The organism is Streptomyces luteolus (assembly GCF_029968015.1).
GTDB lineage: Bacteria > Actinomycetota > Actinomycetes > Streptomycetales > Streptomycetaceae > Streptomyces > Streptomyces luteolus.
The window spans coordinates 88,717-110,544 of the sequence record NZ_JASCIS010000002.1 but is presented as its reverse complement, the minus strand read 5'-3'; the positions used below and the strand labels follow the sequence as shown (position 1 = coordinate 110,544).

The following is a 21,828-nucleotide window of genomic DNA, read 5'->3' as shown; positions in this document are numbered from 1 at the left end:
GGGGACAGTCCTCTGGTGCATGGGAGATGGTGCGTTGTCAGGGTGGGAGAGGTCGAGCACGGCACGGGTCATGGCGCCCGCACGGCCGCGGAAGCTCGCCAAGGTTCCGTTCGTCGAACTGGCCGACGGACGCTTGCAGGGAGTCGTCTCCAGCGGCTCGGACATCGGCCGGGTGTATGTCTCGTCGGTGACGGCAGGGGCGTACGCATACGCCTGCAGCACGAACAACAACCGGCCGTGCGGAGGCGCCCGGGGTTCGTACTGCAACCACATCGCGGCACTGATCAGGGAAGCGGTGCTGCAGTACGGCGCCGTGCGCGTCGCCCGCTATCTGAAGTGCGACCTCGGAGACACCGAGCCCGACGCGGCGAGCCTCACGCACGCCATGGCCTCCACGCGGCCCTCGCCGGGGGACAGCAAGGCCGCGGCGACGGTCTTCAGCCGCTTCCTGCGTCACCTCGCCTACCTGGAGTGCGACCCGACCACGGCGCCCCTGCCCGAGATGCAGTGGTTCCCGCCGACGAGGGCGGTGGCCTGATGCGTACGGATCTGCTGACCGAGCCCGTCGAAGGGCTCGACGAGGCCCTCGCCGCCGTGGACGCCTTCGACGCCGCGCTCAGCTCGGGCCTGCTCCGGCCCCAACCCGCCCAGGGGGCCGCTCTGTTGGGGCTCGCCGACGCCGTCGCGGGCACGCCGCTCGCCGCGAGGGTCGCCGAGGCCGCGGAGAAGGCAGCCGCCGCTGGCGCGAGCGAGGACCACTTCGTCGCGCTCGCCGCCGCCCGCACCGCCCTGCTCGGCTCCGTCCACGACGCGCTCGGCACCCGCGTGGAGGAGGCCGTCGGCCGCCCGCGCGCGGAGCTCGCCGCCCCGGCCGACGGCCCGCGCGAGCCCGCCCAGGAGGTCAACGTGCTGATGGCCGCCCGGTCCTGGCTGGCCGACCTGGCCCGCTGCGGCTGGCAGGGCATGGACCACGAAGTGGTCTCCGGTGCCGCCCCGGTCGTCTCGGCCCTGCTGCCCGAGCCCGGACTGCGCCGCCTCGCCGCCCTCCTCGACGGCTTCGCCGCCGAACTCGCCGCCTCCTGCCCCGGCGCGTCCCTGCAGCGCGTCCCGGAGCGCCGGTGGGCGGACCTGTGGGCGCGCGCCATGCTCCTCACGCTGCCCGGCGCGGCCGGAGTGCCGGAGACGACCACAGTCACCGGCCGCCTGCTGCCGCTCGGCGTGGACGTCCAAGAGCACGCCACCGCCGTGCAGGCCCAGGTGCACGCGGTCCTTGAGCCCGCGGACGGCTCAGCCGCGCGGCTGGTACGGGCCAGTGTGTCGGTGCCGAAACCGGACACGGTCGTCGGGGCGGGCCTGTGGCAGTTGCTGCGGCCGTACATGTCGCTGCTCGAAGCCCTCGGTGAGGGGCGCTCGACGGAGCTCACGGACATGCCGCTCACCGCAGAGGGCGACCTCCTGTGGAGCGACGCGCACGCCCGCCCCGGCGAGCCCGCCGACCCCTTCGCCACCGCCCGCGTCGCCCTGCCCACGGCCACCGACACCCCCACGGCACCTCTCGACCGGCACCCGACCCGCCTCGCGGTCCCGGTGTTCGTCGAGGGGTACGCGACCCAACTCGACGAGGACGAGCTGACGTTGACGTTCGCCGGTCAGCCGCTCCACGTCGACGCCGATCGCATCCCCACCGCGTCGCCGCTCACGCCGGAGGCCGTCGCCAAGTCCGGGGCCTGCATCGGCCTCCTTCGCTGGGACGCGGGCCGGTTCACGCTGCAGCCGCTGGCCGTGGAGTCGACCGTACGGAAGAAGACCGTCGCGCTGCACGCCGGGGCGTGGGCCGGGGGCACCACGGACAAGGTCGGCGTGAAGGGCGAGAAGGCGGCGACGGACGCGGTCAAGGTGCTGCGGGAGCGCGCGGGAAGGCTGCTGCGGAAATGACCGAGCCTCTTACGCCGTCCACGCCCGAAGTGGACCCGGCGCCGACCGTCTCGGATGTCCCGACCGTCCCGGACGTTCCGGCCAGCCCGGCCAGCCCGGCCAGCCCGGCCAGCCCGACCGTCCCGACCAGCCCGACCGTCCCGGACGTCGACCCGCAGGACAACCGGCGCCAGGTCCTGTACTGGCGGCTGCTCGCCCGGCTCTTCGACCAGGAGGAGCAGGCCACGCTTGAGTCGGCGAGCCTCGCCGTCGTGGAGGACATCGGCCTGCCGACGGCCCTCCTCGACCCGCAGGCCTCGGTCGACTCGATCGTGCAGCGGCACCCGGACCTGGCCGCCGAGTTCGACGGACTCATGGCGCGGGGCCAGGAGACGGACGCGGCGGACGAGCGGGACCGGGCCGCCGAGGTGCGGCGCGCCGCCCTCGTCTCGAAGGTGCTGCTCAACACCTTTTCCACCGGCCACGGCACCGTCAGCGCCGAGCAGTTGGCGCGCTGGCAGTCCGACGCGGGCTGGCTGGAGCGGGCGCTCGCCTGCAAGCCTGGCGAGCTGCGCGCCGGCCGGTCCGCAGGCGGCGCGGGAGCCAGTGCGGCGGGCCTTCCCGGAGGCGGCGTCCCCGGCGGCGTCAGCCCGACCGGCACCGGCGGCGGGGGCACGACGCCCGACCTGAGTCGGCTCATCCCCGCGATCGGACCCGAACTCGGCACGATCGAGGCCGACTTGGTGAAGCGCATGCACCTGCGGGAGGTGCTCGCCGACCCGCAGCTGGCCGCGCGGCTCACGCCCAGCATGTCGCTGATCGAGCAGCTCCTTCGCGACAAGAACAACCTCTCCGGCGTGGCCCTCGCCAACGCCAAGGCCCTCATCCGCCGCTTCGTCGACGAGGTCGCCGAGGTGCTGCGGACCCAGGTCGAGAAGTCCACGGTCGGCGCCCTGGACCGCTCCGTCCCGCCGAAGCGGGTGTTCCGGAACCTCGACCTCGACCGCACGATCTGGAAGAACCTCACCAACTGGAGCCCGGAGGAGGAGCGCCTCTACGTCGACCGCCTCTACTACCGGCACACCGCCCGCAAGACCACCCCGCAGCGCCTGATCGTCGTCGTCGACCAGTCCGGCTCGATGGTCGACTCGATGGTCAACTGCACGATCCTGGCGTCGATCTTCGCCGGGCTGCCCAAGGTGGACGTCCACCTCATCGCGTACGACACGCAGGCCCTCGACCTCACGCCCTGGGTGCACGACCCGTTCGAGACGCTGCTGCGCACCCAGCTCGGCGGCGGCACCGACGGCACGGTCGCGATGGCCCTGGCCCAGCCCAAGATCGCCGAACCGCGCAACACCGTCGTCGTGTGGATCTCCGACTTCTACGAGTGGCGCGGTGAGGAACTCTTCGAGTCCATGGCGGCGGTGCACCGCTCGGGCGCGAAGTTCATCCCCGTCGGCTCGGTGACCAGCTCCGGGCGCGGCAGCGTCAACCCCTGGTTCCGGGAGCGGTTCAAGGACCTCGGCGCTCCCGTGCTGTCCGGGCACATAAAGAAGCTCGTCCACGAGCTGAAGACGTTCCTCACCTGAGGCGCACACGCCGGTCGTGTGCAACACCGTCAACTCCTGATTCCCGTATGCCCTGTTGAGAAAGGCTTCTCCATGTCCGACCTGCTGCGCGCCCCCGCCGAGATCAAGTACGCCGAGGAACTCGACTGGCTGGAGTCGATCGACGACAACCCGAAGCCGTTCTCGTGGCGGCTCTCGCCCAAGATGGTCCGCCTGTTCATCGTGGGCTCCGAGCGTGCCGACGGCCTGGACCGCGAGATCGCGCCCAAGTGGTTCGGCGACCGCAGCTTCGTGGAGCGCTCCATCGTCACCCTCGCCTCTGACCGCGGCCTGCTCCTCATCGGTGACCCGGGCACCGGCAAGAGCTGGCTGGCCGAGCTGCTCTCCGCCGCGATCTCCCGCAACTCCACGCAGGTGGTGCAGGGCACGGCCGGCACCACCGAGGACCACATCAAGTACTCCTGGAACGTGTCGATGGTCATCGCCAAGGGCCAGTCGCGGGAGTCGATGATCCCCTCGCCGATCATGACCGCGATGGAGACCGGCACGATCGGCCGCTTCGAGGAGCTGACCCGCTCCACCAGCGACGTGCAGGACGCGCTGATCTCGATCCTCTCCGAGAAGTACATCTCCGTCCCGGAGCTCGGAAGTGACCAGGACAGTGACAACATCGTCTTCGCCCAGCCCGGCTTCTCCGTCATCGCCACCGCCAACAGCCGTGACCGCGGTGTCAACGACCTGTCGTCGGCCCTCAAGCGCCGCTTCAACTTCGTCCGCATCCCGGTCGTGACCAACAAGAAGAGCGAGGCGGAGATCGTCCGCTTCCGCACCGAGGAACTCCTGCGCCGCCACCAGATCGAGCTGGACGTGCCGCCCACGCTGCTCGACGTCCTGCTGCAGAGCTTCGCCGACCTGCGCGCCTCCGCTGCCGCCGCCGGCAGCGACGACGAGAAGCTGGAGTCCGCCCTGTCCACGGCCGAGCAGATCGGCGTCCTGGAGGACGCGATCCTGCACAGCAACTTCTTCGGCGCCCGCGCCCTCACGGCCCGTACGCTCGCGTCCTCGCTCGTCGGCTCGCTCGCCCGGCGCGAGCCCGAGGACCTGGCGATACTCAACAAGTACCTGCACGGCGTGGTCGAGCCGCGCAGCACCGAAGAGGGCGGCTCCTGGCCGGAGTTCCTCGAAGGCGGCCGCGACGCGATCGCGACCCTGTCATGAGCGGGCCCCACGAGCAGCACCCCGATCAGCTTCATGACCAGTCCCACCACCAGTCCCACGAGCAGCCGTTCGACTCGTTGCGTGGCCAACTCCAGGAAGCCGCAGCCGAGTTCGCGGGCGGCCCTGACGCCCTGGAGGGCATCCTGCTCGGCCTCGTCGACGACGTGGACCGCGCGGTGCGCGAACCACTGGAGATCTTCCCCGTCTGCCACCACTCGCCCGCGTCCGCGCTCGCGATGGCGCGCAGGCTGCGGGAGAAGCAGCCGAAGGTCGTGTACCTGGAGCTGTGCGAGGACATGGCCGCGCTCCTGACCGAGCTGCGCAACTGCAGGCTGCCGGTGGCCGTCCAGTCCTTCGCTACCGAGGTGGACGGCTTCCCCGCCGAGTGGTCCCCGCTCTCGGTGGTCGCCCCGATCACCGAGGCCTCCGCCGAGTACCAGGCCATCGCGTACGCCCTGGACACCCCGGGTGTGGAGCTGGTCCTCGTCGACCGCTCCTCGGACCACGTCTTCCAGTGGGACGCGCGCGGCGAGCGGTCCGGGCAGGCGGCCGACCCCGACGCGCCGCCCGCCGAGGAGGAGGCGGCGCTGCACGGGGACGCGGTCGGCGTGGAGATCGGCGACCTGCGGCCGCGCTTCGCCGACCTTGAGGAGCATCTGCTGCGCCACGGCCGGGTGCGGCACTGGTCGGAGTGGTGGCACCAGTACGTCGAACTGCCCCTCGGTGACAGCGACCACGACACCTACCGCCAGGTCATGTTCCTCATCGGCAGCCTCTTCCGGCGCCTCGCCCCGGGCGACCCGCACCGGGTGCGCGTGGACGAGGACCGCGAGCGGTACATGTGGACCCGGATGCGCGAGCACCGGGCGGCCACCGGCGTCGACCCGGCCGACTGCCTCTACGTCTGCGGAGCCTTCCACGCGGCGAGCCGCGTCGAGGAGTTCGGGATCGACGGCGCCGACACCTTCGAGATCAGCCCGCGCAGCGCCACCAAGTGGCAGCACGGACTGATCCCGTCCAGCCACGCGGCGATCGAGGCCCAGTTCGGGCTCGCCGCCGGCTCGGTGTCGATCGCGGCCACGGTGTGGGCGAAGAACGTCAAGCGCACCCGCGTACAGCCGTACCGCCTGGAGGGGCAGGCGGGTACGAAGAAGCCGAAGGCCGGGAAGAAGGCCGTGGCCTCGGCGCCGCCCGTCGCGGAGATCGAGGCCTCGGACCGGCTGACCGGGTTCCTGCGGCAGCCGCCCGCCCTGGACGGACTCGACGAGGCCGAACTGCTCGGCTGGTCCGTGGACATCGTGCGCGCGGCCCGGCGCAACGGCTATCTGTCGTCCACGGCCGACGCCATCGCCGTGTTCGAGACGTCGATCCTGCTCGCCGGGATGCGCGACCGGGCCAGGCCCACGCCGTACGACTTCCAGGACGCGGCCGTGACCTGCATCGAGAAGGACTCGGTGCCGGGCAGGCGGGATGTGCGGCGGCTCGTCGAGATCATGATGGGCGGCGACCGCATCGGCCAGGTCGGGTACGAGTCGCTGCCGCCCCTGGCCCGCGACATCCACGACCGCCTTGCGCCGCTCGGACTCCCGCTCCAGAAGCGGGGCGTGCAGCGGGCGTTGCTCGACATCGCCGGACGGCCGGAGCTCGAGTCCTGTTCCGACGTGCTGTGGATGCTGCGCTGCCTGCTGCCGCACGGCGCTGCCCGGCCGATCATGGGTGAGCGGAAGCTGGGGGAGCGGTCGATCCAGGAGTCCTGGGACCTCGCGCTCGGCACCCACCAGCGTGCGCTCATCGAGCTCGGCTACGAGGGCGTCAGCATCGAGCAGGTCCTGGAGCAGCGCCTGCGCCGCACGGCGTACGCGCCGACGGCCACGGCGGCGACGGTCCTCAAAGCGGTCGAGGACGCCACGCTCTACCTGCGCAGCCGCCGCCTCGCCGACGAGCTGGGCACCCATGCCCTGACGGTGCTCGCGGCGGAGCGCAGTGTCGACGGGGCGCCGGAGGTGCTGCGCCGGGTGCGGCGGCTCCTCGCGTACCACCGCACGAGCGAGCCGGTGCTGCCGCCGTGGATCGAGTCCTTCGTGAAGGCGGGGTACGCGCACTACTGCACCTTGCTGCCGGTGGCGTTCACCGACGAGGACGCGACCGTGCGGCAGGTCGCGGCGATGCTGGGCTTCCTGTTCAGCATGGAGAGCCTCGCGCTGTCCCTGGGCTGCGACCGTACGCAACTGGAGCTGTCCGTGGCCCAGTCGCACCCGGAGGACCCATCGAAGACGGCGCTCCTGTGGGCGGCGCAGACCCACCTCGGGACGCTGCCGCGCGCCGAACTGCGGTCCCGCTGCGACGCGTTGCTCGGGAACCCGCTAGTGGTGCCCTCGTATCCGCGCTACCTCAGCGGTTTCGTGCACGCCCTCGAACCCGTGCCGGGGCTCACGGACTTCGTGGTGGAGGCGGTGTCGAACGCCTTCGGGCGGCTGCCGGACCCGGTGCTCCTTCCGTGGCTGCCGACGCTGATCACGACGCTCCGCAAGGACGGCGCGGATCTGGCTCCGCTGCTGATACGCGAGGCCGGCCGGATCTTCCCCGGCCGTCTCGCCGCCCTGGACGCGTGGGTGCCGCCGTGGCTGGCGCAGCCCGCTGCGGACGCGGCGCGCCCGGCCGGACGCACCGGCGCAGGCGAGGGCGCGGCGCACGCGCGGCGCAGCGCGCTGCTCGTCGCGCACCCGCAGACATGTGACGCGGTGGCGGGACTGCTCGGCTGCGACGGGGAGTGGGCGCCGCAGGACTCAGGACCGGGGTCGTCGGGCGCTGCGCTGCTCGGCCGGTATCCGGAGACGGCGGCGGCGCTGGGGGTGTTGCTCGGGGGCTGAGGGAGGAGCAGGCCGGGGGGCGAGGGCGGAGGGCGGAGGGCCGAGGGCCGAGGCCGAGAGGCGGAGCGGGTCGGGGGAGAGGGGCGCGACGGCAATCCGTACATGTGTCGTCGCGCCCCTCGATGTAGGGAAGTGCCGGAATAGGTCGCGATTTTCATTCCGTCGGCGTCCCGGGTGTAACGCCAAGGTGTTTGCCCGACGCAGAAGCAGTTGGAAAAGGGGTGCCGTGCGGAGTGATTTCTCGCCGTTTCCGGTGGCCCCGTCGGCAGCACGACACTTCAGAACGGAACTCCCGTGAGCAGCCACGACCCGGTTTCCGGATACCAGACGCAACCGCCGTACAACGGGCCCGCCGGGCCTGTGGGACCGCCGCCTGAGCGGCCCGTGCGCAGCCAGGACACAGGTCGCAAGGCCGGACTTGTGGTCTGCACGATCGCCGATGTCGCGGCGGGCTTCCTCGGTCTGTGGATCCTGCTGTTCCTGCTCGACGCGAATCAGGGAAATGGATTCGTCGAGTTCGTGCACGGTGTGGCGGACTGGCTGGGTGGTTGGGCACAGGACATTTTCACGATGGACACAGAGGGTTTGCGGGTGATCCTCAATTACGGTCTGCCGGCGGTGATCTACCTGCTCATCGGGCATGGGATAGCCGCTCGCCTCAACAGGGCCTGAGCGGCCCTACGCACTCGCCGGGCCGATCCTCGGCGTCGTCGTCGGGCTGACGACGGAGCCTCTCCTGGGGGTCCTCGCCGGGATCGCCACGACGGAACTTGTCTTCGCGGTGAGGCCACGCCGCGGCGGCGATCGCGCTGGCCGGAGTGTTCCTGTCCTGGGTGGCGCTGCACCTGATGTACGCGGCGCGGTACGCGTACCTCTACTACCAAACGCGGGGCGGCTATCAGGCGCAGGGCGGGCAGCGGGAGCAGGGCAGCCATCAGGCGCAGGGCGGGCAGCGGGCGCAGGGCGGGATCGACTTCAACACCGACGATCCGCCGAGGTACGCCGACTTCCTGTACTTCAACTACAACCTCGGCATGACGTATCAGGTCTCCGATACCAACGTCTCAACGACCCGCATCCGCTCCGTGGTCCTGCGGCACTCGGTCCTGTCGTACGTCTTCGGGACGGGCATCCTGGCCACGGCGATCAATCTGGTCGTAGGGATCGTCACGGGCTGAGCCCCTGGTCGCCCTCGCCTCGGCGGTCCTCGCCCGTACCGCCGCGCCCCCGTCCCGGAGTCGGATCGAGATAGACGCGCCTGATCGCCGGAAGCTGCGCGCGCAGCCGGGACTCGGCCTCCTCGCAGGCCGTCTCGATCTCGGCGGCCGTCGAGGCGTCCCGGAAGTCGACCTTGGCGGCGACGAGGATCTCGTGCGGGCCCTGCACCAGCGTGGTCAGTTCCAGGACGTCCTCGACGGGACCCACGGCGAGCAGCTCCCGGCGCAGGGCGTCCCGCTTCGCGCGGGGCAGGGCGCGGCCGATGAGGAACTCGGTGTTGGCGTGGCCGAGGACCCAGGCCACGTACACGAGCAGCAGGCCGATGAGGGTCGAGGCGACGCCGTCCCAGACGCCGGAGCCGGTGAGCTGGCCGCCGAGGAGGCCGAGCGCGGCGAGGACGAGTCCGGCGAGGGCGGCCGAGTCCTCCATGACGACGGCCTTCACGGCGGTGTCGGGGGTGTGCCGGAGGTAGCGGCGGACAGGGACGCGGCGGTGTCTGGCCTCCCCGGCGGCCTGCTTGAGGCCGGTGCGCAGCGAGTACGCCTCCAGGAGGAAGGCTACGGCGAGTACGAGGTACGAGATGAGTGGGTCGCCGGGTTCCTTGTCGTGGGTGAGGGCGTGGATGCCGTCGTACAGGGCGAAGACGCCGCCGCCGACGAAGGTGGCGACCGAGGCGAGCAGGGCCCAGATGTAGCGGGCGGGGCCGTAGCCGAGCGGATGGTCCTCGTCGGCGGGCTTCTCGCTGCGCCGCAGGGCGGTGACCAGGAGGAGTTCGGTGACGGTGTCGGCGACGGAGTGGCCCGCCTCGGACAGCATGGCGCTGGAGCCGCTGATGACTCCCGCGACGGCCTTGGCGACGGCGATGCCGAAGTTGGCGGCGGCCGCGACGACGACGGTGAACATCGACTCGCCGCCGCTTCCCGCCGGTGCCCCGGCGGTCGAGGGGTTCTGGCCCTGCGGGGTGTCCTGGCCCTGCGGGGTGTTCCGGCCCTGCGAGCGCTGCGGTTCGGCCGCGTCCTGTGGCTGCATGGGCGGCAGTATGCCCGCTTTGTTCCCGGTGCCCGCAGAAGAGGGTGACCTGTGCTTCGGCGCTCGCCTGGCCGCCCGACGACCTGCACCTCGGGCCCTGCCTGGGGTGCGGCGGCCTGCGCATTAGCCCCGCTTGGTCGTGCGGCGCCCCGAATCTCGGCCCTAGTCCGACCGTGCGGCGCCCCCGCGCTTCGGGCCCAGTCTGGTCGAGCGGCACCCAGCGTCTCGCCCCCTGCCTCGTGGTGCGGCAGCCCGCGTCGCCTCGGTGAGTGCCTCGGCCTCCGCCTTGCGGCGGCCTGCGTCCTGGCACCGCCTGGTCATTGCGGCGGGCTGCTGTGCCCCGGCGCCCGCCTCGCTGCGTGGCGGCCTGTGTCCTGGCACCGGTTGCTCGTGCGGCTGCCTGCGCCCCGGCGCCCGCCTCGCTGCGCGGTGGCCTGTGTCCTGGCACCGGTTGCTCGTGCGGCGGGCTGCGCCCCGGCGCCCGCCTCGCTGCGCGGTGGCCTGCGTCCTGGCACCGCTTGCTCGTGCGGCTGCCTGCGCCCCGGCACCCACCTTGCTGCGTGGCGGCCTGTGTCCTGGCCCTCGCCTGGTCGTGCGGCGCCCTGCGTCCTGGCCCCCGCCGGGCGTGCGGCGCCCCGAGCCTCGGCCCCCCGTCTGGTCGAGCGACGCTCCGCGTCTCGGCCCTTGCCTCGTGGTGCGGCAGTCCGCGTCGCCCCGGTGTGCGGCCCGGCCCCCGGCCTGTACCTCGCCCCTTGTCCGGCGGCGCGGCGGCCCGCGTCGCCGTGCCCCCGCCTCGCTGTGCGGCGGGCCTGCGCCTCGGTTGTGCGGCGGCCGACGAACCGGCCCGCCCTCCCCTGCCACCCCCCGTCGCGAGGCGCCTCCGTCCGGTCGGGTGTCCGAGCGGCGAGTACCGCCTTTACCTGCGGCTTTCTTTCGCGTAACCATGTCCGCATGCTGTTGCGCCAGTTGGAATACCTCAGTGCCCTGTCACGAGAAGGGCATTTCGGGCGCGCGGCAGAGGTCTGTCATGTCTCGCAGCCCGCGCTCTCCGCCGGCATACGCAAGCTCGAGGCCGAGCTCGGCGTGCAGATCGTTCAGCGAGGTCAGCGCTTCGAGGGGTTCACGCCCGAGGGCAAGCAGGTGCTGCAGTGGGCGCACCGCATGCTCGCCGACGAGGGCGCGCTGCGGCACGCGCTCGCCAGCATGCGCGGCGGGCTCTCCGGAGTGCTGCGGATCGGCGCGGTCCCGACGGCGCTCACCGTCGCGTCGCTGCTGACCGCGCCCCTGCGGGAACGGCACGAGCGGGTGCGGTTCTCGCTGGAGTCGATGTCGTCGCGGGAGATCGTCAGCCGGCTCAACGACTTCGACATCGACGCGGGAATGACGTACGTCGACGGGGAGCCGCTCGGCAAGGTGCGGGTCGTGCCGCTGTACCGGGAGCGGTACGTCTTCCTGACGCCGGCCGATGGGCAGTTCGGCGGCCGGGACGCCCTCGGCTGGGACGAGGCCGCGCTCGCGCCGCTCTGCATGCTGACGCCGGTGATGCAGAACCGCCGCATCCTCGACGCCTGCTTCGCCGAGGCCGGGGCACTGGTCAGCCCGGTCGTGGAGACCGACACCGTCTCGGCGATCTACGCGCACATCACGTCCATGCGGCTCTCCAGCGTCATCCCGCACGCCTGGCTGCACAACTACGGCGTACCTGACGGCGCCCGCGTCCTCCCGCTGCCGCGCCCCACCCGCACCTGCCACGTCGGCCTCGTCCTCGCCGACCGGGACCCCGAGTCGATGCTGGCCCGCGCGCTGGTCGAGACGGCGCGCGAGGTGGACCTGCACGGCGCCCTCGACCAGACCCTGCGCCACCACCTGGGCACCCCGGCCTGACGAGGAGAGGGCCCCTGGCCCCGGGGGGGCGAGGGCTACTGCGGTCCGGCCCCGCGGCGGCGTCGGGGAGCCGAACGTACCTCCCTCACCTCGACGCGTGCCGCCAAGGCCGATTCGGGTCTACCGGACTTACGGGGCGACCGGCAGCGGCGCGAGCCGCTCGGGATGGCTGTAGACGTTCATGGACGAGCCCCGCAGGAAGCCGACGAGGGTGAGGCCGGCGTCGTCGGCCAGGTCCACGGCGAGCGACGAGGGCGCGGAGACGGCGGCGAGCATCGGGATCCCCGCCATCACCGCCTTCTGCACCAGCTCGAACGAGGCCCGCCCGCTGACCATCAGGACGGTGTCCCGCAACGGCAGCAGCCCGCCGCGCAGGGCGTGCCCGATCGCCTTGTCGACGGCGTTGTGCCGCCCGACGTCCTCCCGCAGGCAGACCAGCTCCCCACCCGGCGTGAACAGCGCGGCCGCGTGCAGACCACCCGTACGGTCGAACACCCGCTGGGCGGCGCGCAGTTGCTCGGGCAGTGTGGCCAGCGTGTCCGGCGAGATCCGCAGCGGGGCGTCCGCCACCGGCCAGGTCGTCCGCGTACGCACCGCGTCCAGGCTTGCCTTGCCGCACAGGCCGCAGGACGACGTGGTGTAGAAGTTCCGCTCCAGGGAGGCGTCCGGCGCGGCCACACCGGGGGCGAGGGCGACGTCCACGATGTTGTACGTGTTGCCGCCGTCGTCCGTCGCACCCGCGCAGTACCGGATGCCCGCCACGTCACCGGCCTCGTGGATCACGCCCTCGCCGACGAGGAACCCGGCGGCGAGGTCGAAGTCGTGCCCCGGGGTGCGCATGGTGATGGTCAACGGCCGCCCGCCGACGCGGAGTTCCAGCGGCTCCTCGACGGTGAGGGTGTCGGGACGGGTGGTGTGCAGGCCGTCCCGGATGCGCAGCACGGGCTTGCGGGCGGTCACGCGTCCCATGCCGGGCTCCCCTCGTCCGGGCCGACGGCGGCAGCCGTCCATGCCGCAGCCGTCCGTGCCGCAGCCTTCCGTGCCGCACCCGTGCGTTCCAGTCGTACGAGAACACCCTTGGAGGTGGGGCAGTTGCTGATGTCGGCGACGCTGTCGAGGGGTACGAGGACGTTGGTCTCCGGGTAGTACGCGGCGGCGGAGCCGCGGCTCGTCGGGTACGAGACGGTGCGGAAGCCCTCGGCGCGGCGCTCCCGGCCGTCGTGCCAGACACTGACGAGGTCCACCGACTCGCCGTCCCGCAGGCCGAGTCCGGCGAGGTCGTCGGGGTTGACGAGGACGACGCGGCGGGCGCCCCGGATGCCCCGGTAGCGGTCGTTCGGCGCGTACCAGATGGTGTTCCACTGGTCGTGCGAGCGCAGGGTCTGCAGCAGCAGATGGCCCGCGGGTATCTCGGGCATCGTGAAATCGTTGCAGGTGAACTGGGCCTTGCCGCTCGCGGTGCGGAAGTCGTACGCGTTCACGGGGTTGGGCAGCGTGAACCCGCCGGGCACCGCGACGCGTGCGTTGAAGTCCTCGAAGCCGGGCACGACACGCGCGATACGGTCCCGGACCGTGCCGTAGTCCCGCTCGAACTCCTCCCAGGGCAGGGCGGGTTGGTCGCCGAGCGTGGCGCGGGCCAGGCGGGCGACGATCGCCACCTCGCTCAGCAGGTCCGGCGAGGCGGGCGGCAGCTTGCCGCGCGAGGCGTGCACGTCGCTCATCGAGTCCTCGACGGTGACGAACTGCTCGACACCGCCCTGGATGTCGCGGTCGCTGCGACCGAGCGTGGGCAGGATCAGCGCCGTGTCGCCGCAGACGGTGTGCGAGCGGTTGAGCTTGGTGGAGACGTGCGCCGTCAGGCGGCAGCCGCGCATCGCCTCCTCGGTCACGGCACTGTCGGGCGTGGCCCGCACGAAGTTCCCGGCGACACCGAGGAACACCTTGGCGCGGCCCTCGTGCATGGCGCGGATCCCGTCGACCGCGTCGAGGCCGTGGTGCGCGGGCGGCCGGAACCCGAACTCCCGCTCCAGGGCGTCGAGGAACGACTGCGGCATCCGCTCCCACACGCCCATGGTGCGGTCGCCCTGCACATTGCTGTGTCCGCGTACGGGACACACACCCGCGCCCGGACGGCCGACGTTGCCGCGCGCGAGGAGGAAGTTGACGATCTCGCGGATGGTGGGCACGCCGTGCTTGTGCTGCGTGACGCCCATCGCCCAGCACACGATGATCTTCCGCGCGCCGAGCACCCGGTCGAAGAGCGCGTCGATCTCCTCGCGGGGCAGTCCGGTCGCGGCCAGGACGTCGTCCCAGGACACCTTGCGGGACTGCTCGGCGAAGTCGGCGAAGCCGGAGGTGTGTGCGTCGATGAACGCGTGGTCGAGGACCGAGCCGGGCGCCGCGTCGTCGGCCTCCACCAGCATGCGATTCAGGGCCTGGAACAGGGCCAGGTCGCCGCCCGCCCGGATGTGCAGGAACTGGTCGGTGATCTCCGTGCCCCGGCCTGCGACGCCGCGCGCCTTCTGCGGGTTCTTGAACCGCATGAGCCCCGCCTCGGGCAGCGTGTTCACGGCGACGACCCGGCCGCCGTTCCGCTTCGTCTCCTCCAGGGCGGTCAGCATGCGCGGGTGGTTGGTGCCCGGGTTCTGGCCGACGACGAACACCAGGTCGCTGTGGTGGATGTCGTCCAGGGAGACACTGCCCTTGCCGATGCCGAGCGTCTCGCCGAGCGCGGAACCGCTCGACTCGTGGCACATGTTGGAACAGTCCGGCAGGTTGTTCGTCCCGTACGCCCGAGCGAACAGCTGCAGCAGGAACGCGGCCTCGTTGTTCAGCCGGCCCGATACGTAGAACAGCGCCTCGTCCGGCGAGTCGAGGCCCCGCAGCCCGGCCGCGAGCAGGGCGAACGCCTCGTCCCAGCCGATCGGCTCGTAGTGCGTGGCGCCGGGCCGCTTCACCATCGGCTCGGTCAGCCGGCCCTGCTGGTTCAGCCAGTAGTCCGACTTGTCGTCGAGCTGGGCGATCGAGTGCTCACGGAAGAACTCCCGCGTCACGCGCCGCGACGTCGCCTCGTCGTTGATGTGCTTGGCGCCGTTCTCGCAGTACTCGTTCAAGTGCCGCTTGCCCGCAGGCGGTTCGGGCCAGGCGCAGCCCGGGCAGTCGATCCCCTCTGCCTGGTTGATGTTCAGCAATGTGAGCGCGGTCCTGCGCGGGGAGGTCTGCGACAGCGAATACTCCAGCGCGTGCGTGACCGCCGGCACCCCCGCCGCCCACGCCTTCGGAGCAGTGACCTTCAGGTCGTCGACTGGATCCTCGATGCTGCCCATGTGCCGCTCTGCCTCTTCCCCTGACGCGTACGGCCGATGCTTTCGGCAAGTCCGATGCACGCTGCCGGGGAAAGCTTCCGCCCGGCCGGGACGGCACGTCAAAGAGGGACTTTCGATGGCCTGATAGGCGACGTTTATCAACCCGCCGACATCAACCCGCCGACATCAACCCGCTGACATCAACCCGCTGACATCAACCCGCTGACATCAACCCGCTGACATCAACCCGCCGACGCGATTCCGGACACCTCGCGGCCGAGGATCTCCCGCATCTCGTCCGGCCCCAGATACATATCCGTCTTCTCGAAGTCCTGCAGCGTCGCCGGACGCCCCGCCTGGAAGCCGATCCGGACGAAATCGTCACCCGCGACCGCGTTCAGTGCCCAGTTCGCACCCGTGCGGAAGCGCGCCGTGAGGGTGCGGAGCGCCGCCAGGTGGTAGCCGCGCGCCACCAACTGGGCAGGCGGGCCGGAGAGTTGGACGCCGAGCGGCTTCGACACGGCCTGCCTGCCACCGAGGTCCACGACGAGTCCCAGGTCCTTGTGCCGGTACGGGACCGGCCGCTCGCCGCGCAGCACGGCCGCCACATTGCCCGCGGCCGCCCAGCCCTGCCGCATCGCGTGCTGCGCGGTCGGCGGGCAGATCGCGTCGCCGCCCTTGGCGAGGTCCGGTACGGCCGCGGCGTCGCCGAGCGCGAACACCCCGTCGACGCCCGGCACGGTCAGGTCGGCGTTGACGACGAGCCTGCCCCGGCTTGTCTCCGCGTCGAGGGTCCGCACCAGCGGGCTCGCCGCGACGCCCGCCGTCCAGATCAGGGTGCGGCAGGGCAGCATCCGCCCGTCCGTGAGCGTCACGGTGTCCTCGGTGGCCTTCGCCACGGACACCCCGAGCGATACGTGCAGGCCGCGCCGGCGCAGGATGTCCAGCGCCTTCTCGCCGAGCCGGTCGCCGAGCTCGGGCATCAACTTCGGTGCGATGTCTACGAGATGCCACCTGATCCACGCCGGGTCGAGCCCCGGATAGCGCCGCACCGCCGCCGAGGTCAGCCGCTGCAGGCAGGCCGCCGTCTCGGTGCCCGCGTACCCGCCGCCGACCACCACGAACTGCAGCCGCGCCGCCCGCTCGGCGGGGTCGCCGCTCGCCGCGGCCAGGTCGAGCTGCGAGATCACGTGGTCGCGGATCCACGCCGCCTCCGCCAGCGTCTTCACGCCGACCGCGTACCGGTCGAGCCCCGGGATGTCGAACTGCCGGGTGACGCTGCCGGGGGTCAGGACGAGGTGGTCGTACCGCTCCACCGTGGTCTCCCCGGTGATCAGCCGGACGACGACCGCCTTCGCCGCGGTGTCCACGCCCACGGCCCCGCCGGGCACGATGCCGGTGCGCCGCAGCATGCGCCGCAGCGGCACGGCGACCGACTGCGTTGTCAGCACACCGGAGGCGACCTGCGGAAGCAGCGGCAGATACAGCTGATGGGCGAGGGGCGTGACCATCCGGATCCGCGCCTCGCCGGGCCGCAGCACCCGTTCCAGCTTGTGCGCGCACTCCATACCCGCGAAGCCGCCGCCGACGATCAGAATCCGGGGGACTGCCATACGAAGTGCCTCCTGAGCGCGATCCGTACCAGGGGAATTCGAGCCTGCCACGCCCGGTCGGCGGCCACGAATCGGCGCGGGCTCCGGAGTGCTTCCCAAGTGCTTCCCGAGCGCTTCCCGAGCGCTTCCCGAGTGTTTCCCAAGTGCTTCCCGCAGCGGAATCCGGCGCCGATCCCCCCGTAATTCCCCGGTGATTTCTCCGGTTGCGGGCGTACAGGCGCGGGGCTTGAGTTGAGGGACTTGTCGCTGTCCGTCGCAGCAGTCCGTCGCAGCTGTCCGACGCACCTGGAGCTGTCGTGTCGATGTCATCCTTCGGTTTCGGTCCCTCCGATCCGTTCAGCGAGATGTTCAACCGGTTCTTCGGAATGTCGCCGCAGTCCTCGCCGCCCGCGGTGCAGCGCGTCCCGATCGGCCGGCTCCTGACCGAGTCGTCGCAGGAACTCCTCAACCTGGCGGCGCAGCGCGCGGCGGACGACGGCACCGCGGACCTGGACACGGAACACCTGCTGTGGGCCTGTACGAAGGTCGATCCGGCCCGCTCGCTCCTCACCCAGGCGGGAGCGGACCCGCAGACGCTCGGCGAGCGGATCGCGAAGGTGCTGCCGGGCGAGGCGGGCCGGCCCTCGGCGGAGCCCGGCCTCACGCCCGCCGCGAAGCGCACCCTCGCCAGTGCCTACGCCCTGTCGCAGGAGGCGGGCGTCTCGTACATCGGCCCCGAGCACGTCCTGGGCGCCCTCCTCGGGGACGTCGACTCGGGGGCGAGCCGCTTCCTGCGGGCCGAGGACGTGGACGCGAGGAAGCTGCGCGGCGTCACGGAGCAGGCGGCGCGCGCCGAGGGCGGCCCCGCGGCCGGGGCGAAGCAGCAGCCCGCGACGACCCTCGACGAGTACGGCCGCGACCTCACCGAAGAGGCCAAGGCGGGCAGGCTCGACCCGGTGGTGGGGCGGGCCGAGGAGATCGAGCAGACCGTGGAGATCCTGTCCCGGCGCTCGAAGAACAACCCGGTGCTGATCGGCGAGCCCGGCGTCGGCAAGACGGCGATCGTGGAGGGCCTGGCCCAGCGGATCGTGGCGGGCGAGGTGCCGGAGACCCTGAAGGACAAGCGGGTCGTCTCCCTCGACCTGTCGGGCATGGTGGCGGGCGCCCAGTACCGGGGGCAGTTCGAGGAACGCCTGAAGAAGGTCATCGAGGACGTGCGGGAGGCGGGCGGCGAGATCATCCTGTTCATCGACGAGCTGCACACCGTCGTCGGCGCGGGGGCGACCGGCGAGGGATCGATGGACGCGGGCAACATGCTCAAACCGGCCCTGGCGCGCGGCGAGTTGCACGTCGTCGGCGCCACCACGATCGACGAGTACCGCAGGCACATCGAGAAGGACGCCGCCCTGGAGCGCCGCTTCCAGCCGGTGCTGATCCCCGAGCCGACCGTCGAGGAGACGGTGCAGATCCTCGAAGGCCTCCGGGACGCGTACGAGGCGCACCACCAGGTCCGCTTCGACGACGGCGCGCTCGCGGCGGCCGCCGAGCTCTCCGACCGGTACGTCAGCGACCGGTTCCTGCCGGACAAGGCCATCGACCTGATGGACCAGGCCGGCGCGCGGGTACGGCTGCGCAGCGCCGGACGCTCCACGGAGGTCGTCTCCCGCGAGGACAGGCTCGCGAAGCTCAGGAGGGAGAAGGACCAGGCCGTCTCGGCCGAGGACTTCGAGAAGGCCGGGCAGCTGAAGCAGGAGATCGCGGAGGCCGAGGGTGAGCTCGCCGGGATCGAGGAGCGCCGCGAAGGCGTCGTGTCCGTCACGGCGAAGGACATCGCGGATGTCGTGTCCCGCCGCACCGGCATCCCCGTAGCGCAGCTCACCGCCAGCGAGAAGGAGCGGCTCCTCAAGCTGGAGGAGGAGATGCACTCCCGGATCGTCGGGCAGGACGAGGCGGTCACGGCGGTCTCCGAGGCCGTACGGCGCAACCGCGCGGGCATGGGCGACCCGAACCGGCCCGTCGGCTCGTTCCTCTTCCTCGGCCCGACCGGCGTCGGCAAGACCGAACTGGCCAAGACCCTCGCGGAGCTGCTGTTCGGCGACGAGGACCGGATGATCCGCTTCGACATGAGCGAGTTCCAGGAGAAGCACACCGTCGCCCGCCTGGTCGGCGCCCCTCCCGGATACGTCGGCTACGAGGAGGCCGGCCAGCTCACCGAGAAGGTCCGCCGCCACCCGTACAGCGTCGTCCTCTTCGACGAGGTGGAAAAGGCCCACCCGGACGTCTTCAACACGCTCCTGCAGATCCTCGACGACGGCCGGCTCACCGATGGGCAGGGCCGCACCGTCGACTTCCGGCACTGCGTCGTCATCATGACGTCCAACATCGGCGCGCACCGCATCCTCGCCCACGAGGGCGACGCGGCCGAGCTGAAGGACGAGCTGATGGAGGACCTGAGGGGCCGGTTCCTGCCCGAGTTCCTCAACCGCATCGACGACATCATCGTCTTCCACAGCCTCACCGAGGACGACCTCGCGCGGATCGTCGACCACCTCCTGGACCGCAGCAAGCACCGCGTCCACGCGCAGGGGTTGAAGCTCGACGTCACCGAGGCCGCGAAGAAGCTCCTCGTCGCGCACGGCTACCAGCCGGAGTTCGGCGCCCGCCCGCTGCGCCGCACGATCCAGACGGAACTCGACAATCGGATCGCGTCGCTGCTGCTTGGTGGGGAGGCGGATCCGGGGGACACGATCGTGGCGGACGTGCGGGACAACTCGCTGCAGTGCTCCATCCGCGGGTCTGAGGTCTGATCCGCCAGGGGGCTCCGCCCCCGGACCCCCTCCCCCAAGCTCTCGGCTGCGCTCGAGCAGGGGGGACCCCCATCTCAAACGCCGGAGGGGCTGATTTTTCAGCCCCTCCGGCGCTTGAGGAGGCCCGCCCGGCAGGGCTTTCGGGAAGGGGCGGGGAGGGGAAAGACTAGGGCGACCCAGTGATCCACGGTGGACGGGAGCGCACATGAAGATCCTCATCAGTGCCGACATGGAAGGCGCCACGGGCGTCACCTGGCCCGCCGACGTCCTGCCGGGCACCCCGCAGTGGGAACGCTGCCGCGCGATGTTCACCTCCGACGTGAACGCCGCCGTGCTCGGCTTCTTCGACGGCGGCGCCGACGAGGTACTCATCAACGAGGCCCACTGGTCGATGCGCAACCTGCTCCTGGAGCAGCTCGACGAACGCGCCGAGATGCTCACCGGCAAGCACAAGAGCCTCAGCATGGTCGAGGGCGTACAGCACGAGGGCGAGCAGGCCGTCGACGGCATCGCGTTCGTCGGCTACCACACGGGCGCGGGCGCGGACGGCGTCCTCGCGCACACCTACCTCGCCAACTCCCTCACCGGCGTCTGGATCAACGGCGTCCGCGCCAGCGAGGGACTCCTCAACTCCCATGTGGTCGCGGAGTACGGCGTGCCCGTCGTGCTCGTCACCGGCGACGACCTGACCTGCGAGGACGCCCTCGGGTACGCGCCGGAGGCGCTGAAGGTCGCCGTCAAGGACCATGTCTCGCGGTACGCGGCGATCTGCCGTACTCCGGCCCGTACCGCCGCCGACATCAGGGCCGCCGCGAAGGAGGCCGCAGCGCTCGCGGTGCGCCACGACCCCGTGCGGGGCGGACCGTTCACCGTGGAGATGGAGTTCGACGCCGCGCACCTCGCGATGTCCGCCACCGTCGTACCCGGCGTACGGCAGCACGCGGAACGCAAGGTGAAGTACACCAGCGACACGATGTACGAGGGCATCCGCACGTTCAAGGCCGTCACGACGATCGTCTCGGCCGCAGTGGAGGAGCAGTATGGCTGACGGACCCGAGCGGGAGGCGCGGGAGCTCGACGCGCAGGCGCTGGACGAAGTGGTGTGCTTCACCAGCGAGTTGATCCGGATCGACACCACCAACCACGGCGACGGCGCGTGCCGCGAGCGCCCCGCCGCCGAGTACGCCGCCGAGCGGCTCGCGGACGCGGGCCTCGAACCCGCCCTCCTGGAGCGCACCGAGGGCCGCACCAACGTCGTGGCCCGGCTCGAAGGCACCGACCCGTCCGCAGACGCGCTGCTCGTCCACGGCCACCTCGACGTCGTCCCCGCCGAGGCCGCCGACTGGCAGGTCGACCCGTTCTCCGGCGAGGTCCAGGGCGGCGTCGTCTGGGGCCGGGGCGCCGTCGACATGAAGAACATGGACGCGATGATCCTCGCGGTCGTACGCGCCTGGGCCCGCGCGGGCGTACGGCCCCGCCGGGACCTGGTGATCGCCTTCACCGCCGACGAGGAGGCCAGCGCCACCGACGGCTCCGGCTTCCTCGCCGACCAGCACCCCGGCCTCTTCGAGGGCTGCACGGAGGGCATCAGCGAGTCCGGCGCCTTCACCTACCACGCCGCGCCCGACCTGCAGCTCTACCCGATCGCGGCGGGGGAGCGCGGCACCGGCTGGCTGAAGCTCACCGCCAGGGGCCGCGCCGGACACGGCTCCAAGGTCAACCGGGCCAACGCGGTGTCGGCGCTCGCCGCGGCCGTCGCCAGGATCGGCCAGTACGAGTGGCCCGTACGCCTCACCCCGACGGTGCGCGCGGCCCTCGCCGAACTCGCGCGCCTGCACGGTCTTCAGGCGGACGTGACCGCCCCGGACTTCGACGTGGACTCGCTGGTCGGCAAGCTGGGCCGCGCCGCCGAACTCGTCGAGCCGACCGTGCGCGGCAGCGCCAACCCGACGATGATGCAGGCCGGTTACAAGGTCAACGTGATCCCCGGCGAGGCCGTGGCCTACGTCGACGGCCGCTTCCTGCCCGGCGGCGAGGAGGAGTTCCGCGAGACCCTCGACCAGCTCACCGGGCCCGCCGTGGACTGGGAGTTCCACCACCGCGAGGTCGCCCTGGAAGCGCCGGTCGCCTCGCCCACGTACGACCGGATGCGGGCCGCCGTCGAGGAGTTCGCGCCGGAGGGGCACGTCGTGCCGTACTGCATGTCCGGCGGAACGGACGCCAAGCAGTTCTCCCGCCTCGGCATCACCGGCTACGGCTTCTCACCGCTGAAGCTTCCGCCCGGCTTCGACTACCAGGCGCTGTTCCACGGTGTGGACGAGCGGGTGCCGGTGGACGCGCTGCACTTCGGGGTACGGGTCCTGGACCGGTTCCTCCGGACGGCATGAATCCTCCCCGCCCCGCCCCTTCCCGAAAGCTTG

Annotated in this window: 14 protein-coding genes and 1 pseudogene; 11 read left to right on the top strand and 4 right to left on the bottom strand. The window is 71.7% G+C overall.

From position 1 onward, the window contains the following. Positions 1 to 19 precede the first annotated feature (19 nt). The 7 genes and pseudogenes from QIT00_RS02235 to QIT00_RS02205 all read left to right on the top strand — a co-directional run. Positions 20 to 538 carry a hypothetical protein gene (locus QIT00_RS02235; RefSeq protein ID WP_282533312.1) on the top strand — a complete coding sequence of 173 codons (519 nt, stop codon included), beginning with the start codon at positions 20 to 22 and terminating at the stop codon, positions 536 to 538. Beyond that, a complete protein-coding gene (locus QIT00_RS02230) occupies positions 508 to 1,935 on the top strand; it encodes a hypothetical protein (protein WP_408909702.1) in 1,428 nt (475 codons plus the stop codon). The genes QIT00_RS02235 and QIT00_RS02230 overlap by 31 nt, the downstream gene beginning before the upstream one ends. Further along, a complete protein-coding gene (locus tag QIT00_RS02225; RefSeq protein WP_282533310.1) occupies positions 1,932 to 3,506 on the top strand; it encodes a vWA domain-containing protein in 1,575 nt (524 codons plus the stop codon). The genes QIT00_RS02230 and QIT00_RS02225 overlap by 4 nt, the downstream gene beginning before the upstream one ends. 72 nt (positions 3,507 to 3,578) lie before the next feature. Next, positions 3,579 to 4,703 (top strand): ATP-binding protein, encoded by a 1,125-nt coding sequence (locus tag QIT00_RS02220; protein ID WP_282533309.1) that lies wholly within the window; start codon positions 3,579 to 3,581, stop codon positions 4,701 to 4,703. Beyond that, a complete protein-coding gene (locus tag QIT00_RS02215) occupies positions 4,700 to 7,573 on the top strand; it encodes a DUF5682 family protein (RefSeq protein WP_282533308.1) in 2,874 nt (957 codons plus the stop codon). Before QIT00_RS02220 ends, QIT00_RS02215 begins: the two co-directional genes overlap by 4 nt. A gap of 294 nt (positions 7,574 to 7,867) precedes the next feature. Beyond that, positions 7,868 to 8,245 carry a hypothetical protein gene (locus QIT00_RS02210; RefSeq protein ID WP_408909701.1) on the top strand — a complete coding sequence of 126 codons (378 nt, stop codon included), beginning with the start codon at positions 7,868 to 7,870 and terminating at the stop codon, positions 8,243 to 8,245. A 113-nt stretch (positions 8,246 to 8,358) separates the two neighbouring features. Beyond that, positions 8,359 to 8,751, top strand: a pseudogene (locus QIT00_RS02205) (DUF1345 domain-containing protein); the annotation flags it as partial. Here the strand turns inward: QIT00_RS02205 and QIT00_RS02200 are convergent. Then, on the bottom strand, positions 8,741 to 9,694 hold the full coding sequence (locus QIT00_RS02200; RefSeq protein ID WP_282533487.1) for a cation diffusion facilitator family transporter: 954 nt from the start codon (positions 9,692 to 9,694) through the stop codon (positions 8,741 to 8,743). The pseudogene QIT00_RS02205 and the gene QIT00_RS02200 overlap by 11 nt on opposite strands. Before the next feature lie 1,077 nt (positions 9,695 to 10,771). Between QIT00_RS02200 and QIT00_RS02195 the strand changes: the two genes are divergently transcribed. Continuing rightward, positions 10,772 to 11,704, top strand: coding sequence for a LysR family transcriptional regulator (locus tag QIT00_RS02195; RefSeq protein WP_282533306.1), 933 nt, complete (start codon positions 10,772 to 10,774; stop codon positions 11,702 to 11,704). 129 nt (positions 11,705 to 11,833) lie between these two features. Here QIT00_RS02195 and fdhD read toward each other — a convergent pair whose 3' ends face one another. The 3 genes from fdhD to QIT00_RS02180 form a co-directional block, all read right to left on the bottom strand. After that, complete coding sequence (fdhD, locus tag QIT00_RS02190) at positions 11,834 to 12,673, bottom strand: formate dehydrogenase accessory sulfurtransferase FdhD (RefSeq protein WP_282533305.1); 840 nt, start codon at positions 12,671 to 12,673, stop codon at positions 11,834 to 11,836. Beyond that, positions 12,661 to 15,030 carry an FdhF/YdeP family oxidoreductase gene (locus tag QIT00_RS02185; protein WP_282533304.1) on the bottom strand — a complete coding sequence of 790 codons (2,370 nt, stop codon included), beginning with the start codon at positions 15,028 to 15,030 and terminating at the stop codon, positions 12,661 to 12,663. Before QIT00_RS02185 ends, fdhD begins: the two co-directional genes overlap by 13 nt. A gap of 221 nt (positions 15,031 to 15,251) precedes the next feature. Then, entirely contained in the window at positions 15,252 to 16,622 is a 1,371-nt protein-coding gene (locus QIT00_RS02180; RefSeq protein ID WP_282533303.1) for an NAD(P)/FAD-dependent oxidoreductase, read from the bottom strand. Positions 16,623 to 16,924: 302 nt separating this feature from the next. Between QIT00_RS02180 and QIT00_RS02175 the strand changes: the two genes are divergently transcribed. The 3 genes from QIT00_RS02175 to QIT00_RS02165 all read left to right on the top strand — a co-directional run bounded on the left by QIT00_RS02175 (position 16,925) and on the right by QIT00_RS02165 (position 21,795). Then, positions 16,925 to 19,408 carry an ATP-dependent Clp protease ATP-binding subunit gene (locus tag QIT00_RS02175; RefSeq protein ID WP_408909712.1) on the top strand — a complete coding sequence of 828 codons (2,484 nt, stop codon included), beginning with the start codon at positions 16,925 to 16,927 and terminating at the stop codon, positions 19,406 to 19,408. 205 nt (positions 19,409 to 19,613) lie between these two features. Then, positions 19,614 to 20,456: a M55 family metallopeptidase gene (locus tag QIT00_RS02170; protein WP_282533301.1), complete on the top strand. Its 843-nt coding sequence runs from the start codon at positions 19,614 to 19,616 to the stop codon at positions 20,454 to 20,456. Next, complete coding sequence (locus QIT00_RS02165; RefSeq protein WP_282533300.1) at positions 20,449 to 21,795, top strand: M20/M25/M40 family metallo-hydrolase; 1,347 nt, start codon at positions 20,449 to 20,451, stop codon at positions 21,793 to 21,795. Before QIT00_RS02170 ends, QIT00_RS02165 begins: the two co-directional genes overlap by 8 nt. The last annotated feature ends 33 nt before the right edge of the window (positions 21,796 to 21,828 follow it).